Below are 14,714 nucleotides of genomic sequence, written 5' to 3' on the forward strand. Positions count from 1 at the left end.
TGGCTTAAATGGCGAAGTATGTTAAGATACTTTGCCATTTAAGTTAAGATACTTAGCCGATGAAGTTAAGATACTTTGCCAAGTATGTTAACTTACCCTTCCTCTTGGAGCATTTCTACTTCTTTTACTTTCCTGAACAGGTCGGACGCAAAGATGAAATCGTTCAACGCTTGGTTATTAGAGGTGATTACCTGCTCTTTTGTTCCTTGCCATTCCTTCACGCCTTCCTTAATAAAGATGATATTATCACCAATATTCATCACGGAGTTCATGTCGTGGGTATTGATAACGGTCGTCATATTGTACTCCACCGTAATGTCGTGAATCAAATCATCGATCAATAGAGAAGTCTTGGGGTCTAGTCCGGAGTTCGGCTCATCGCAGAACAGGTATTTAGGATTTAGGGAGATCGCTCTTGCGATGGCGGCACGTTTCATCATACCTCCACTGATCTCGGAAGGATATAGATGTCCGGCCTCGGACAGGTTTACACGTTCCAAACAGAATTCCGCACGTTTCCTGCGCTCTTTCGTTGAGTCTTTAGAGAACATATCTAAAGGAAACATTACGTTTTCCATTACCGTCATGCTGTCGAATAAAGCGGAACCTTGGAACAACATACCCATTTCCCGACGCAGCATATTTAACTCATGCTTGTTCATCGTGATCAAGTCTCTGCCGTCGTATAATATCTGTCCGGTATCAGGTTTCATTAACCCGATGATATTCTTGATCATTACCGTTTTACCCGAACCGCTTCGTCCGATGATCAGATTCGTCTTACCATCCTCGAACGTCGTACTTATATCTTTCAAGACGACACGTCCATCGAAAGACTTCGTTATATTCTTAACTTCGATCATTTTTAAGTAAGCATTAAATGGGTTAATATTACGTCGGCAAGTAAAATCATGATACTGCTCATGACCACGGCATTCGTACTTGCCTTACCTACCTCTAGGGCGCCTCCCTTTACGTTATAGCCAAAATAGGCGGCGATGGATGAGATGATGAACGCATATACTACGGATTTGATAATAGAATACCAAATGTAAAACTCGTTGAAGTAGAATTGTAAACCGTACTCGAACGAGGAAGGAGTCATTCCCGTACTCGTTGAGTAACTGGCGAATATGCCGCCCATGATACCGGTGAACATACTGAAGATAACCAATACCGGAATAAAGATCATCAAACCGAGCATTTTCGGAAGGATCAGGAAGTTGGCGGAATTAACACCCATGATTTCCATGGCGTCTATCTGCTCGGTGACTCGCATGGTTCCGATCTCGGAGGCGATATTACTGCCTACTTTACCCGCTAGGATTAGTGCCATGATAGAGGAAGAGAATTCCAGCAAGATAATCTCACGGGTGGTATAGCCGATCGTAAACTTAGGAATCAAGGGGGAACTGATATTCAAGGAGATCTGGATGGCGATAACCGTACCGATAAAGACCGAGATGATTATGACAATCCAAAGAGAATCCACGCCTAGCTTGTATATCTCTTTGATCAATTGCTTAAAGAACATACTCCACCGGTCTGGAAGTGTTATACTCTTCATCATCAGTAGGGTATACTCACCCATTCTGTGTAATGCTTTATTCATTTTTATCTTGATAAATTTCTGATTTCAATTTGCAAAGATAGCGTAAAATCCACTAATAACCATATAACATCTTAGAAACAAGATTGGTTTTATTTGTAAATCCTATGGTATTAAAGTTTGCCACATCCCTCTTTTTTAACTATGTTTGCTTTCTTAAATACTAAAAAATACTTTTATGAAGCGAATTCTTTTAGGAGTGATCGGCTTGCTGTGTTTATGTGTGGCTTGCCAGCGGAAGGATCTTTCTTTTAAGCCGGGGGAAGTTTGGCTGGATGATAAAGGGGTACATATAAACGCTCATGGTGGCGGTATTCTACGGATCGGGGATACTTATTATTGGTTTGGTGAGCATAAAACGGAGGGCTCGGCTGGAAATCTGGCTCAAGTAGGCGTTCATTGCTATTCGTCGAAAGATTTATATAATTGGAAAGACGAGGGAATCGCCTTATCGGTCGTGCTGGATGATACGACGAGCCATATTGCTAAGGGATGCGTGTTGGAGCGTCCGAAAGTGATTTATAATAAAAAGAATGATCAATATGTAATGTGGTTTCATTTAGAGCCGAGAGGTGCTGGCTATTCGGGAGCATTGAGTGGAGTGGCTGTCAGTAAAAACGTGGTGGGGCCTTACTCGTTCGTAAACGCTTTCCGTCCGAATGCCGGTTTTTGGCCGGTTAATGTACAGGAACTACATAAGCAACCTTGTACGCTTTCCGCAGATCTACGTTTTAGCGGTGGAGAGTTACCAGCCCATCCGGATAGCTTGAATTTATTGGGGCGTGACCAGATCTCCGGACAAATGGCTAGGGATATGAACCTTTTCGTGGATGACGATGGCATCGCTTATCATATTTATTCCTCGGAAGAGAATAGTACCTTGCATATATCGCAGCTGACCGATGATTATACGAGTTATTCCGGTAAGTACGCCCGTTTCTTCCCGGGGCGTTTCATGGAAGCTCCAGCCTTGTTCAAACAGAAGGGGAAATATTATTTGATTATGTCCGGCTGTACGGGCTGGGCTCCGAATGCGGGACGATCGGCCGTCGCTTCCTCGATTTGGGGACCTTGGAAGGAATTGGAAAATCCGTTTAGGGGAGAGAACTCGGAGGTGTCGTTTTATTCTCAGAGCACGTACGTATTGCCTGTACCCGGCCATGCGGATCGCTTTATTTATATGGGAGATCGTTGGACTCCGGAGAACGCTATAGACGGACGTTATATCTGGCTTCCTATCCGATTCGAGGGGGAGCAACCCGTGATCGAGTGGCAATCTGAGTGGAGTTATTAAATTCTCTTATCGCTTTTTTGCGAATGTATGTGATGTAGATCTGCGGATTATCACGTACATTCGCGTTAAATTTTTAAGTAGCTTATGTCAGACGAACAACGAATGGTGCTCCGTACGGAGGACTTGGTAAAGAAATATAGGACTCGTACGGTCGTGAATCATGTATCGATTAACGTGAAACAAGGGGAGATCGTTGGTTTGCTTGGTCCGAACGGAGCGGGAAAGACGACCACCTTTTATATGACAGTAGGTTTGGTCACTCCTAACGAGGGTAAGATCTTCTTGAATGACATGGAGATTACGAAATTCCCGGTCTATAAGCGGGCTCGCAACGGCATTGGCTATCTGGCGCAAGAGGCTTCGATTTTCCGGAAAATGACGGTGGAAGATAATATCCGCTCGGTCTTGGAGATGACGGGACGTAGCGTTGAGTACCAAAAAGAGAAACTGGAAAGTTTGATTTCAGAGTTCGGTTTGAATAAGGTTCGTAAAAACTTGGGAGACCAGCTTTCGGGTGGAGAGCGGCGTCGTGCGGAAATTGCCCGCTGTCTGGCGATCGATCCGAAGTTCATTATGTTGGATGAGCCTTTCGCCGGTGTAGACCCGATCGCCGTACAAGATATCCAGACAATCGTGGCTCGCTTGAAACATAAGAATATCGGAATCTTGATTACCGACCACAATGTATACGAGACATTGAGTATTTGTGACCGGGCCTATCTTTTGTTCGAGGGAAAAGTCCTTTTCCAAGGAACCGCCGAACAACTAGCCGAGAACGAGATCGTGCGCGAGAAATATTTGGGAAAAGACTTCGTGCTGCGTAAGAAAGACTTATAGCAGCCGTTTCAATCGCCTGTTTACCAGTATGAACAGCAGGAAAGATAAGGCGGCGATAAGACAAAAGTCCAAAAGATGCTCGGCGGGAATATTGCCTGTGATAAACTCGTTATCCTTGAGACGACTGTCCGACATCCCTATTACGGCGAAAGCATTATTGACAAAGTGGGCGAACACCGGTATCCAGATGCTTTTGCTCCAATAGAGTAGATAGCCGAAATAGGCTCCGAGTATCATCCGGGGCAAGAATCCGTAAAATTGTAAATGGAAGGCGCTAAATAGTATGGCGGCGACCCATATGATCGTATGAGGGTTGGAGGTCCATTTCCCGATCACTCGTTGCAAGGCTCCTCTGAACAGGAACTCCTCGGTTATCCCGGCCGTAACGGCGATAACGATAAGGTTGGCCAGGATTACCCAAACGCTATCGCTGGATAACAGGATCGTCGTCAGTTGTTCGGCGAGGGTTTCTTGCGCCCGCATCCATTCCTCGATAGGAGCCATAAACGCGGGTAACTCCATCTGCTTGTTGAGCAATCCTAGCAAATTGATAACCGGAGAAAATAAGAACATGCAAACTAAGGTGAGAATCCAGATCCTGCCGTCTGTGATTTTCTTGACTGATAGATAATGGCGGGGATTGTCACTACATGTCCAAGCCATGGCGATAGATGGTAGCAAAAAGGTACAGATCGCCGAGATGAACTGAATGAGCCTCATTAAATTAGCGTCTTGGGTTATATCAGCCTGTAAACCGTGGGTCGCGAGTAATAAGCCCGTGGATATAATAGATGATAAAACGGCTCCAGCCAATAAGAATAGCAGGAGGATCAAAAGTTGGATTACCGCCGGACGGGTAGCATATATTCCTTTTATTCTCATAATGATTCATTCAAAGGGTAAATAATTGCCGCCAAATATAAACAAAAGAATAAAAACAGATCAAAATTTGCACGATTAAAAGAATAAGTCTAATTTTGCGACCTAAAATTCGATACGACTATTAATTAAATAAATCATTCAGAATGAACGTTTCGCTTAAAAACAATGATGCCGTAAGCGGTATCGTGAAATTAGAAATAGTGAAAGCTGACTATGCTGATCAGGTAGACAAGAGCCTGCGTAGCCTTCGTCAGAAAGCCAATGTACCGGGTTTCCGTAAGGGCATGGTTCCTATGGGCATGGTTAAAAAAATGTACGGAAAGCACGTGCTGGTAGAGGAGATAAACAAATTAGTTTCTGAGAATCTGTTCAAGTATATCCGTGAGAACGATTTGCATATCTTAGGCGAGCCGATGCCTAACGAGACAGAGCAAAAGCCGTTGGATTTCGATAAGGAAGAGGATTTCGAATTCTGTTTTGACGTGGCTTTGGCTCCGGAGATCAATATCGAGTTGAGCAAGAACGATAAACTTCCGTTCTATCAAGTCGCTATCGATGAAGAAATGCTAAATAACCAAGTAAACGCTTATCGCTCAAACTTCGGTTCTTACGACAAGGTAGACGAGGTTGAGGAAAAAGATATGGTAAAAGGTACGGTAGCCGAGCTTGAGAATGGTGCCCCGAAAGAAGGTGGTATCGTTGTGGAGGACGCTGTCTTGATGCCTATGTATATCAAGGATGAGGAAGAAAAAGCTAAGTTTATCGGTGCTAAAGTAAATGCCGTAGTGGTATTCAACCCGAATAAGGCTTATGAGGGTGCTGAGGCAGAGATCGCTTCTTTCTTGAAGATCGATAAGGAGAAAGTGGCTGAGACTACAGGCGACTTCAGCTTCGAGATCAAGGAGATCACCCGTCATAAAGATGCTGAGATGAACCAAGAGTTGTTCGACAAGGTATTTGGCGAGAACGTGGTTACTAGCGAGGAAGAGTTCAAGAACAAGATCAAGGAAGCTTTGGCTGAGCAATTCGCTCCTCAGAGTGACTTCAAGTTCTTGACAGACACTCGTGATATGTTGGTTGAGAGAGCTGGCGAGTTGAATTTCGCTGACGATTTATTGAAACGCTGGTTGCTTGCCGCTAACGAGAAGAATACGAAAGAGAAGATCGACGAGGACTTCCCTCAGATCCTTCAGGATTTGAAATATCAGTTGATCAAGGAGAACTTGGTTAAGAAGAACGGCTTGAAGGTTGAGGACGCTGACATCGAGAACTTCGCTAAACGTGTGGCTAAGGCTCAGTTCGCTCAATACGGCATGTTGTCTGTACCGGAAGATGTACTTGACAACTACGCTAAAGACATGTTGAAAAATAAGCAAACACTTCAGAACATCATCGACCGTGCGGTTGAGGAGAAATTGGCTGCTTGGTTGAAAGAGCAAGTGGAACTTGATGTTAAGGAGGTAACCGCTGACGAGTTCAACAAACTTTTTGAATAAAAAGATCTTTACTCGGCCTCTTAGGAGGTTGTTTTATATCAAAAAAGGGATTTCTCTCTAAAAATATCTTAGCGGATAGCGAAATAAATTGTTTCTTTCAGAAATTTATTTATAACTTTGTTTTTCCGTTAAGTCACAGAGGGAAATCCCTTTTTACGTCTTCTCGGTAAATAAAAGATAGGAGAAAATATGGAAGATTTTAGAAAGTATGCTACAAAGCATTTAGGTATGAGTGGTACGGCTCTGGATAGTTATATGAACATCTCCAGTAGCTATATCTCCCCGACAATTATAGAGGAACGACAGCTGAATGTCGCTCAAATGGATGTCTTCTCTCGGTTGATGATGGACCGTATTATTTTCTTGGGCACGCAAGTGGATGATTATACCGCTAACGTGATTCAAGCGCAGTTGTTGTATCTGGATTCCAGTGATCCCGGAAAGGACATCTCTATTTATATCAATTCGCCGGGTGGCTCTGTATATGCGGGCTACGGCATTTACGACACGATGCAGTTTATTTCCAGCGACGTATCTACGATTTGTACGGGTATGGCCGCCTCTATGGCGTCTGTCTTATTGGTGGCGGGAACCAAGGGAAAACGTTTCGGCTTGAAGCACTCCCGTGTAATGATCCATCAACCGCTTGGCGGCGTACAAGGACAGGCCTCAGACATCGAGATTACCGCTCGCGAGATCTTGAAGGTTAAGAAAGAACTGTACACCATAATCTCGGATCATTCAGGTAGACCCTATGAGGAGATCGAGCGCGATGGCGACCGTGATTTCTGGATGACTGCGGAGGAAGCGAAAAAGTATGGCATGATCGACGATGTTTTAACACGTAAATAACAAAAACAACAATAAGAAACTATGGCCAAAACAACAGGCGATACATGTACGTTTTGCGGCAGGAGTAGCCGTGATGTTAATTTGCTTATCAATGGGATCTCTGGTTGTATTTGCGATGATTGTGCCCGGCAGGCGTATGAGATCGTAAAGGAGCAGACAGGAGGTAAGAAAACTTCTTTTGGTTTGAAGCAGAAAGATCTGCCTAAACCGGAAGATATCAAGACTTTCTTGGATCAGTACGTGATCGGGCAGGATGACGCGAAGCGTTATCTGTCGGTATCGGTGTACAACCATTACAAGCGTTTACTTCAAAAGGTTACCGCCGATGATGTAGAGATTGAGAAATCTAATATTATCATGGTGGGCGCTACCGGTACGGGCAAGACTTTGTTAGCCCGTACGATCGCTAAGTTATTGCATGTCCCGTTCGCTATCGTGGACGCTACGGTACTTACCGAGGCAGGTTACGTGGGGGAGGATATCGAGAGTATCTTGACCCGGCTATTGCAAGCGGCGGATTATGATGTGGAGGCGGCCCAACGGGGTATTGTCTTCATCGATGAGATCGATAAGATCGCACGTAAGAGCGATAATCCGTCTATCACTCGGGATGTCAGCGGTGAGGGTGTACAGCAAGGTTTGCTGAAACTTCTAGAAGGATCGATCGTGAATGTGCCTCCTCAGGGGGGACGTAAGCATCCGGAGCAAAAGATGATCGCGGTGGATACGAAGAATATCCTGTTCGTTTGCGGTGGTGCTTTCGATGGAATCGAAAAGAAGATCGCTCAACGCTTAAATACCCGTGTGGTCGGTTATTCGGCTAGTTTGGGTACGGCTACCGTAGACCGGAATAATTTACTGAAATACATCACCCCGACTGATTTGAAGTCGTTTGGCTTGATCCCGGAGATTATCGGTCGTTTACCTATCCTCACGTATCTGAATCCGCTGGATCGTGATACGCTTCGTAACATCTTGACCGAGCCGAAGAACTCCATTATCAAGCAATATGTCAAATTGTTCGAGATGGATGGCATTAAGCTGACGTTCGATGAGAAAGTCTATGAGTTTATCGTGGATAAGGCGCTTGAGTTTAAGCTGGGTGCCCGTGGGTTACGTTCAATCGTAGAGGCCGTGATGATGGACGCTATGTACAGTATGCCATCTCAAAAAGTAAAGGAACTCCATGTAACGTTGGAGTATGCGAAAGAGAAATTTGAAAAATCGGACGTGAACCGTTTACAGGTCGCGTAAACGTAGGCGGTTTACTATAAATAATACGAAGTATGGCAAAGAAGGATCATTTAACAGAAGAGCTAAATCGGCACTTTGGCTTCGGTACCTTTAAGGGGAACCAGAAGGCTATTATTGAGAACGTGCTGGCCGGGAAGGATACTTTTGTATTAATGCCGACGGGGGGAGGTAAATCCCTTTGTTATCAATTACCATCCATACTAATGGAAGGAACCGCGATCGTGATATCTCCGTTGATCGCTTTGATGAAGAATCAGGTGGACGCGATGCGGAATTTCAGTGAGGAAGATGGGGTCGCCCATTTTATCAATTCCTCTTTGAATAAGTCGGCTATCGACCAGGTGAAATCGGATATATTATCAGGACGTACCAAGTTGCTGTATGTAGCACCGGAGTCCTTGACCAAGGAAGAGAACGTGGATTTTCTGCGTCAGGTAAAGATCTCTTTCTATGCGGTGGACGAGGCGCATTGTATCTCGGAATGGGGACATGATTTCCGTCCGGAATATCGAAGAATCCGTCCGATTATCAATGAGATCGGTAAACGTCCGTTAATCGCTCTGACCGCTACCGCCACACCTAAGGTGCAGCACGATATCCAGAAGAATCTGGGTATGATAGACGCTACAGTCTTTAAATCATCCTTCAACCGCTCTAATTTGTATTATGAGGTTCGTCCGAAAGGAACGAATATAGACCGCGAGATCATTAAGTATATTAAAGCCAACGAGGGTAAATCGGGTATCGTATATTGTTTGAGCCGTAAAAAGGTGGAGGAATTTGCCGACATCTTGAAAGCCAACGGGATAAAGGCGTTGCCTTACCATGCGGGAATGGATTCGCAAGTACGTTCCGCCAATCAGGATGCCTTCCTGATGGAACAGGCGGATGTGATCGTGGCTACGATCGCTTTCGGTATGGGTATCGACAAGCCGGATGTCCGTTATGTGATTCATTACGATATCCCGAAGAGCCTAGAAGGTTATTACCAGGAAACCGGTCGTGCCGGTAGGGATGGCGGAGAAGGCCAATGTATCGCTTTCTATGCTTATAAGGACTTGCAAAAATTGGAGAAATTCATGCAAGGAAAGCCCGTGGCCGAACAGGAAATCGGCAAACAGTTGCTTTTAGAGACTGCGGCCTATGCCGAGACTTCCGTCTGCCGGAGAAAAGTGCTATTGCATTATTTCGGTGAGGAATACCTGGAAGATAATTGTGGTAATTGTGATAATTGTTTGAACCCAAAGAAGCAGGTGGAAGCGAAGGAATTGTTAAGTGCGGTACTGGAGGTTATCAGTACGTTGAAAGAAAAGTTTAAGGCAGATTATATCGTAAATATTTTGGTAGGTAACGAAACCTCCGAAATCCAAAATTACAAGCACAATGAATTAGAGGTCTTCGGTTCCGGACAGGACGAGGATGATAAAACTTGGAACGCCGTTATTCGTCAGGCTTTAATCGCTGGCTATTTAGCGAAGGATATTGAGAATTATGGTTTGCTGAAAATCACGGAAAAAGGTAAGGAGTTCATGAAGAAGCCGGTATCGTTCAAGATTACCGAGGACAATGAATTCGAGGAAGAGGAAGAGGAAGTTCCGGTTCGTGGGGGCGCCTCTTGTGCGGTAGATCCGGTTCTTTATTCCATGATGAAGGATTTGCGTAAGAAATTATCCAAGCGGTTGGAAGTTCCGCCTTTCGTGATTTTCCAAGATCCCTCTTTGGAGGCTATGGCTACTACTTATCCGATCACGTTGGACGAGTTGCAGAATATCCCGGGAGTGGGCGCTGGCAAGGCGAAACGTTATGGCAAGGAGTTCATTGAGTTGATCAAGAAACATGTAGAGGAGAACGAGATTGAGCGTCCGGAGGATTTGCGCGTACGTACGGTCGCTAATAAGTCCAAGTTGAAGGTCTCAATCATTCAGCGGATCGACCGTAAGGTGGCGCTGGACGAGATCGCGTTGACTAACGGACTTGAGTTCACCGAGCTTTTGGATGAGATCGAGGCGATCGTATATTCCGGTACACGTATCAATATCGATTATTTCTTGAATGATGTGATGGATGAGGATCATATCGAGGATATTTACGAGTATTTCAAGGATTCGGAGACCGACGGTCTGGAAGACGCCATCGAGGAATTAGGCGGTGACTATACGGAAGAGGAGATTCGCTTGGTCCGTATCAAGTTCTTGTCTGAAATGGCAAACTAATGGAAGGGTGGCCCGGTTCCACTCTAAAGAAAAAACAAATAAAGAAGCTTATTGTTCCTTCCGAAAGAGATTTATTTTTCCTTCGGAAGGAATTTTGTTTTCGTTCGGATGAAAGTTTATTTTCTTCCGAATCGAATTTTTAATTTCTCCCGTATCGATTTATTGCGTGAAAAGTCGTATATTTGCACGCAATAATTTTTAAAGCATAAGTTCTATGTCATTTATTGCAGACAGGGTAGTTATGGATGGGTTAACGTTTGACGATGTATTGTTAATCCCAGCTTATTCGGAAGTTCTTCCTCGTAATGTCGATCTCACGACAAAGTTTTCACGTAATATCACATTGAATATACCGATGGTGTCGGCCGCTATGGATACGGTTACCGAGGCCAAGTTGGCTATCGCTATCGCCCGTGAGGGAGGTATTGGTGTGATTCATAAAAACATGACGATCGCCGAGCAGGCAAAGCAGGTCCAGACCGTTAAACGTGCGGAGAATGGAATGATCTATGATCCGGTGACTATCACGAAGGGCAAACGTGTGGCGGATGCCTTGGCAATGATGGCTGAATATAAGATTGGCGGTATTCCCGTGGTGGATGAAGGCGGGTATTTGGTTGGTATCGTGACGAACCGTGACTTGCGTTTCGAAAAGGATATGAACCGCTCTATCGATGAGGTGATGACGAAAGAGAATTTGGTCGTAACCGGACAATCTACGGATATGGAGGCCGCCGCTCAGATCCTTCAGGAACATAAGATCGAGAAGTTACCGGTGGTCGATAGCCATAATAAGTTGATCGGCTTGATTACCTATAAAGATATAACGAAAGCGAAAGATAAACCGAAGGCTTGCAAGGATTCGAAAGGTCGTTTGCGTGTAGCTGCCGGTGTAGGCGTTACGTTCAATACCTTCGAGCGTGTAGCCGCTTTGGTGGATGCCGGGGTGGATGCTTTGGTGATCGACACGGCACATGGTCACTCAAAAGGTGTGGTGGATGTCTTGAAACAGATTAAGGCGCAATATCCGCATATTGATTGTGTGGTCGGTAATATCGCTACGGGCGAGGCTGCTAAATATTTAGTGGAAGCCGGGGCGGACGCCGTGAAGGTAGGTATCGGTCCGGGTTCGATTTGTACAACTCGTGTGATCGCTGGTGTGGGTGTTCCCCAGTTGTCGGCTATTTACGATGTGGCGAAGGCGTTGGAAGGAACTGGTGTGCCTTTGATCGCCGACGGTGGCTTGCGTTACTCCGGTGATATCGTGAAGGCGATCGCCGCTGGTGGATCTTCCGTGATGATGGGATCTCTGTTGGCGGGTGTAGAGGAGTCGCCGGGCGATACGATTATCTTCAATGGTCGAAAGTTTAAGTCTTACCGTGGAATGGGGTCGTTGGAAGCTATGCAAAAGGGGTCCAAGGATCGGTATTTCCAAGATGTGGAGGATGACGTGAAGAAGCTGGTTCCGGAGGGAATCGCTGCCCGTGTTCCGTTTAAGGGTTCTTTGTATGAGGTCATTTACCAAATGGTAGGTGGTTTACGTGCGGGAATGGGTTATTGCGGGGCTCATAATATCGAGGAGTTGCATAAAGCTCGTTTTACTCGAATCACCAACGCTGGTGTGCAAGAGAGCCATCCGCATGACGTAGCGATTACGCAAGAGGCTCCGAATTATAGCCGCGGTGAATAGTAATACAAGTTTTACGTTTTATAAAAAACACTAATTTAATGGGATAGCATACTTTTCTTGTCGGCTCTCCGTTAGATTAGTGTTATTTTTGTAATGTATATTCGTGCTATGGTAAAAGAATTTTTGATGAAAAAGTTACTTATTTCATTAGGGGTATTCGCTTGTGTGACAGTTAACGCTCAAATCGCATCCGATTCGGTCGTTATGACGGTCGCTGGAAAACAAGTGCCTTTATCTGAATTTATTTTTATCGCGGAGAAGAATGGAGAGGTAGATTTATCGAGTACAAAGTCCGTCAAAAGCTATGTCGAGCTATTTAAAAATTTTAAGCTAAAAGTAGCGGAGGCGGAATCTTTAGGGATCGACCAGACATCCTCATTCAAAAGTGAGCTAGATGGATACCGGGCTCAGTTGATCGATAGCTATATGTCGGATAAGGAGGGTGAGAAAGCGGCTGCTCGTGCGGTATATGACCGGGGAGATCACTCGGTAGAGTTGACCTACATCTTATTCCGTTTGCCGGAGAAGACGGTCTCCAAAGATACGGTAGCTGTATATCAAGAAGCCATGCGAGTATACGAACGTCTCCAGAAAGGAGAGGATATGGAAACAGTCGGAAAAGCTTTGGCCGAGAAGGATAAGGAGCATGTCGCTTGCGAATATGTACGTTGCTTGCTCCCGATGCAATCCCTAAAAGTGTTTGAGGATGCCGCCTATTCCTTGCCGATTGGCGTGGTGTCTGAACCGGTTCGCACGAAATTAGGATTTCATTTGATAAAAGTCCATAGTCGTAAACCCAATCCGGGGCGGGTACATGTCGCTCATATCTTGATCGCCTTCCCGAAAGATTCCGCTATTCAGGACTCATCGGCTTTTCTGGCAAAAGCGCAAGCTATCTATAAGCAAGTACAAGAGGGTGCGGATTTCGGTGAGTTGGCGAAAGAGTATTCGGGGGATGCGGCTTCCGCTAAAAAAGGGGGGGTATTACCTTGGTTCGGGATCGGCGAGATGGTCCAGCCTTTTGAGCAAGCCGCTTTTGCGTTGAGCAAGCCGGGTGATTTATCCGGGGTGGTGGAAACTCGTTTTGGTTACCATATCATTAAGTTGATCGATAAGAAGGGACGCCCTTCGTTTGAGGAAGAGGAAAAAGCCTTGTCGAGACGTATGGGGCAGGGTGAACGTAACTTCGAGTTATATAAAGCTTTCGACGATCGTATGAAAAAAGAATACGGATACGTTTTCTATCCGGAAGCCTATGCGGAGCTGCAAGCATTATGTAATGATTGTTTCCCCACGGACGAGGCGTTTTATGAGAAAGCGAAGGATATGAACAAGACGCTTATGCAATTGGATGGAAAGGATTTCCCGCAAGCGGAGTTCGCTTATTATATCCAACGTTGCCCGTTCTCGACAAAAACGTATGCGGGTGATTTTATGCAAGAGGTCTATGATTTGTTTATCCGCGATATCGTAACGACCGCCGAGCGTAAGAATCTGGAGACAAAACATCCGGAGATCCCTCATTTGATGCAGGAGTACCGGGATGGGATTCTGTTGTTTGAGGTCAGTAACCGGGAGATCTGGAGCAAACCCTCCGCCCAGCAGAAGGTGTTGGAAGCGAAGTGGATTGCGGATTTGAATAAAAAATATCCGGTGACTGTCAACTGGAAATTATTGAAGAAACTAAAGAAATAAAATAAAGATAGATATGAGGATAGTCTTCATGTTCCTAGCGTTCGTTGTGTTGTTGGGTGCCTGTAAAGGTTCTCAGCCAGCTGATACTACGGATGTCTTGGTTAGCGTGAAAGGACGTACCCTAAATCGTTCGGAGGTGAATAAGCTAATACCCCGGGGGATTTCCTCCGCTGATAGTCTGTTGCTGGCCGAGAGCTTTACCAAGAAATGGGTAAAGGATGTATTGGTGTACGATGTGGCTTTGCGTAACTTGGGGGATGAGAAAGAGGAGGTCGATAAATTGGTAGAGGAGTACAGGCGTTCCTTGGTTCGTTACCGTTATCAGGAACGATTGGTGGAGGAGAAGCTGAAAACTGATATCCGGGAAAGTGATAAATTAAACTATTACGAGGAAAACCAGAAAAAGTTTATCTTGGATAAAGGCTTGATCAAGGGATTATTCTTGAAAATCCCGGTTGATGCCCCGGGACTTACCGACGTCAAAAAGTGGTACAAATCCACAGATGTGGCCTCTTTAGAAAAAATTGAGAAATATAGTGTGCAAAATGCCACGATTTATGAGTACTTTTACGACAAATGGGTTGATTTCGATGAGGTAATGGATAATATACCGATCCATGTGTCGAATCCGAATGCGTTTCTGAAGGCGAATAAGTATGTTGAGGTGGCGGATAGCAGTTATTGTTATCTGTTGAATATCAAGGAATATTTACCTTCCGGCAGTGTGGAGCCATATGATTATGCCAGTCCGCACGTCACGGAAATGCTGGTCAACCAACGAAAAGTTGAATTCTTGAAAAAATTTGAAGACGAGTTATATAACGATGCGATCCGGAGCGGTGACGTGGAATTCCATTCCGAGCCGTGATCTCTAATTTTATAAATGGGTAGA

Annotated in this window: 12 protein-coding genes; 9 read left to right on the forward strand and 3 right to left on the reverse strand. The window is 45.0% G+C overall.

The window, feature by feature from the left end; genetic code table 11:
• Nucleotides 1–92: 92 nt before the first annotated feature.
• Nucleotides 93–863 carry an ABC transporter ATP-binding protein gene (locus tag DW205_RS03775; protein WP_005853918.1) on the reverse strand — a complete coding sequence of 257 codons (771 nt, stop codon included), beginning with the start codon at nt 861–863 and terminating at the stop codon, nt 93–95.
• Nucleotides 864–865: 2 nt separating this feature from the next.
• Complete coding sequence (locus DW205_RS03780; RefSeq protein ID WP_008773770.1) at nt 866–1,612, reverse strand: ABC transporter permease; 747 nt, start codon at nt 1,610–1,612, stop codon at nt 866–868.
• Between the two features lie 175 nt (nt 1,613–1,787).
• Between DW205_RS03780 and DW205_RS03785 the strand changes: the two genes are divergently transcribed.
• On the forward strand, nt 1,788–2,903 hold the full coding sequence (locus DW205_RS03785; RefSeq protein WP_005867100.1) for a glycoside hydrolase family 43 protein: 1,116 nt from the start codon (nt 1,788–1,790) through the stop codon (nt 2,901–2,903).
• Between the two features lie 84 nt (nt 2,904–2,987).
• Nucleotides 2,988–3,740 carry an LPS export ABC transporter ATP-binding protein gene (gene lptB / locus DW205_RS03790; RefSeq protein ID WP_005853924.1) on the forward strand — a complete coding sequence of 251 codons (753 nt, stop codon included), beginning with the start codon at nt 2,988–2,990 and terminating at the stop codon, nt 3,738–3,740.
• Here lptB and DW205_RS03795 read toward each other — a convergent pair.
• Nucleotides 3,735–4,622: a CPBP family intramembrane glutamic endopeptidase gene (locus tag DW205_RS03795; RefSeq protein ID WP_005867102.1), complete on the reverse strand. Its 888-nt coding sequence runs from the start codon at nt 4,620–4,622 to the stop codon at nt 3,735–3,737. The genes lptB and DW205_RS03795 overlap by 6 nt on opposite strands.
• Before the next feature lie 143 nt (nt 4,623–4,765).
• Between DW205_RS03795 and tig the strand changes: the two genes are divergently transcribed.
• The 7 genes from tig (at nt 4,766) to DW205_RS03830 (ending at nt 14,690) form a co-directional block, all read left to right on the forward strand.
• Nucleotides 4,766–6,118, forward strand: a complete 1,353-nt coding sequence (gene tig, locus DW205_RS03800) for a trigger factor (RefSeq protein ID WP_005853929.1) — start codon at nt 4,766–4,768, stop codon at nt 6,116–6,118.
• 189 nt (nt 6,119–6,307) lie between these two features.
• Nucleotides 6,308–6,970, forward strand: coding sequence for an ATP-dependent Clp endopeptidase proteolytic subunit ClpP (gene clpP / locus DW205_RS03805; RefSeq protein ID WP_005853931.1), 663 nt, complete (start codon nt 6,308–6,310; stop codon nt 6,968–6,970).
• Between the two features lie 21 nt (nt 6,971–6,991).
• The gene (gene clpX / locus DW205_RS03810) at nt 6,992–8,224 is read left to right on the forward strand and encodes an ATP-dependent Clp protease ATP-binding subunit ClpX (protein ID WP_005867105.1); all 1,233 of its coding nucleotides are present in this window, start codon (nt 6,992–6,994) and stop codon (nt 8,222–8,224) included.
• Nucleotides 8,225–8,256: 32 nt separating this feature from the next.
• Nucleotides 8,257–10,437: a DNA helicase RecQ gene (gene recQ / locus DW205_RS03815; protein ID WP_005853936.1), complete on the forward strand. Its 2,181-nt coding sequence runs from the start codon at nt 8,257–8,259 to the stop codon at nt 10,435–10,437.
• Nucleotides 10,438–10,651: 214 nt separating this feature from the next.
• The gene (guaB, locus tag DW205_RS03820) at nt 10,652–12,127 is read left to right on the forward strand and encodes an IMP dehydrogenase (protein WP_005853938.1); all 1,476 of its coding nucleotides are present in this window, start codon (nt 10,652–10,654) and stop codon (nt 12,125–12,127) included.
• A gap of 108 nt (nt 12,128–12,235) precedes the next feature.
• The gene (locus tag DW205_RS03825; protein ID WP_005867107.1) at nt 12,236–13,822 is read left to right on the forward strand and encodes a peptidylprolyl isomerase; all 1,587 of its coding nucleotides are present in this window, start codon (nt 12,236–12,238) and stop codon (nt 13,820–13,822) included.
• Nucleotides 13,823–13,835: 13 nt separating this feature from the next.
• A complete protein-coding gene (locus DW205_RS03830; protein WP_005867108.1) occupies nt 13,836–14,690 on the forward strand; it encodes a hypothetical protein in 855 nt (284 codons plus the stop codon).
• Nucleotides 14,691–14,714 lie beyond the last annotated feature (24 nt).

The sequence above is a fragment of the Parabacteroides sp. AM17-47 genome, from assembly GCF_003434625.1.
Classification (GTDB): Bacteria; Bacteroidota; Bacteroidia; order Bacteroidales; family Tannerellaceae; genus Parabacteroides; species Parabacteroides distasonis.

What these genes read in the sequence shown, in the direction of transcription:
- DW205_RS03775 (WP_005853918.1), bottom strand. Translation starts at nt 863, where the DNA reads ATGATCGAAGTTAAGAATATAACGAAGTCTTTCGATGGACGTGTCGTC.
- DW205_RS03780 (WP_008773770.1), bottom strand. Translation starts at nt 1,612, where the DNA reads ATGAATAAAGCATTACACAGAATGGGTGAGTATACCCTACTGATGATG.
- DW205_RS03785 (WP_005867100.1), top strand. Translation starts at nt 1,788, where the DNA reads ATGAAGCGAATTCTTTTAGGAGTGATCGGCTTGCTGTGTTTATGTGTG.
- lptB (WP_005853924.1), top strand. Translation starts at nt 2,988, where the DNA reads ATGTCAGACGAACAACGAATGGTGCTCCGTACGGAGGACTTGGTAAAG.
- DW205_RS03795 (WP_005867102.1), bottom strand. Translation starts at nt 4,622, where the DNA reads ATGAGAATAAAAGGAATATATGCTACCCGTCCGGCGGTAATCCAACTT.
- tig (WP_005853929.1), top strand. Translation starts at nt 4,766, where the DNA reads ATGAACGTTTCGCTTAAAAACAATGATGCCGTAAGCGGTATCGTGAAA.
- clpP (WP_005853931.1), top strand. Translation starts at nt 6,308, where the DNA reads ATGGAAGATTTTAGAAAGTATGCTACAAAGCATTTAGGTATGAGTGGT.
- clpX (WP_005867105.1), top strand. Translation starts at nt 6,992, where the DNA reads ATGGCCAAAACAACAGGCGATACATGTACGTTTTGCGGCAGGAGTAGC.
- recQ (WP_005853936.1), top strand. Translation starts at nt 8,257, where the DNA reads ATGGCAAAGAAGGATCATTTAACAGAAGAGCTAAATCGGCACTTTGGC.
- guaB (WP_005853938.1), top strand. Translation starts at nt 10,652, where the DNA reads ATGTCATTTATTGCAGACAGGGTAGTTATGGATGGGTTAACGTTTGAC.
- DW205_RS03825 (WP_005867107.1), top strand. Translation starts at nt 12,236, where the DNA reads ATGGTAAAAGAATTTTTGATGAAAAAGTTACTTATTTCATTAGGGGTA.
- DW205_RS03830 (WP_005867108.1), top strand. Translation starts at nt 13,836, where the DNA reads ATGAGGATAGTCTTCATGTTCCTAGCGTTCGTTGTGTTGTTGGGTGCC.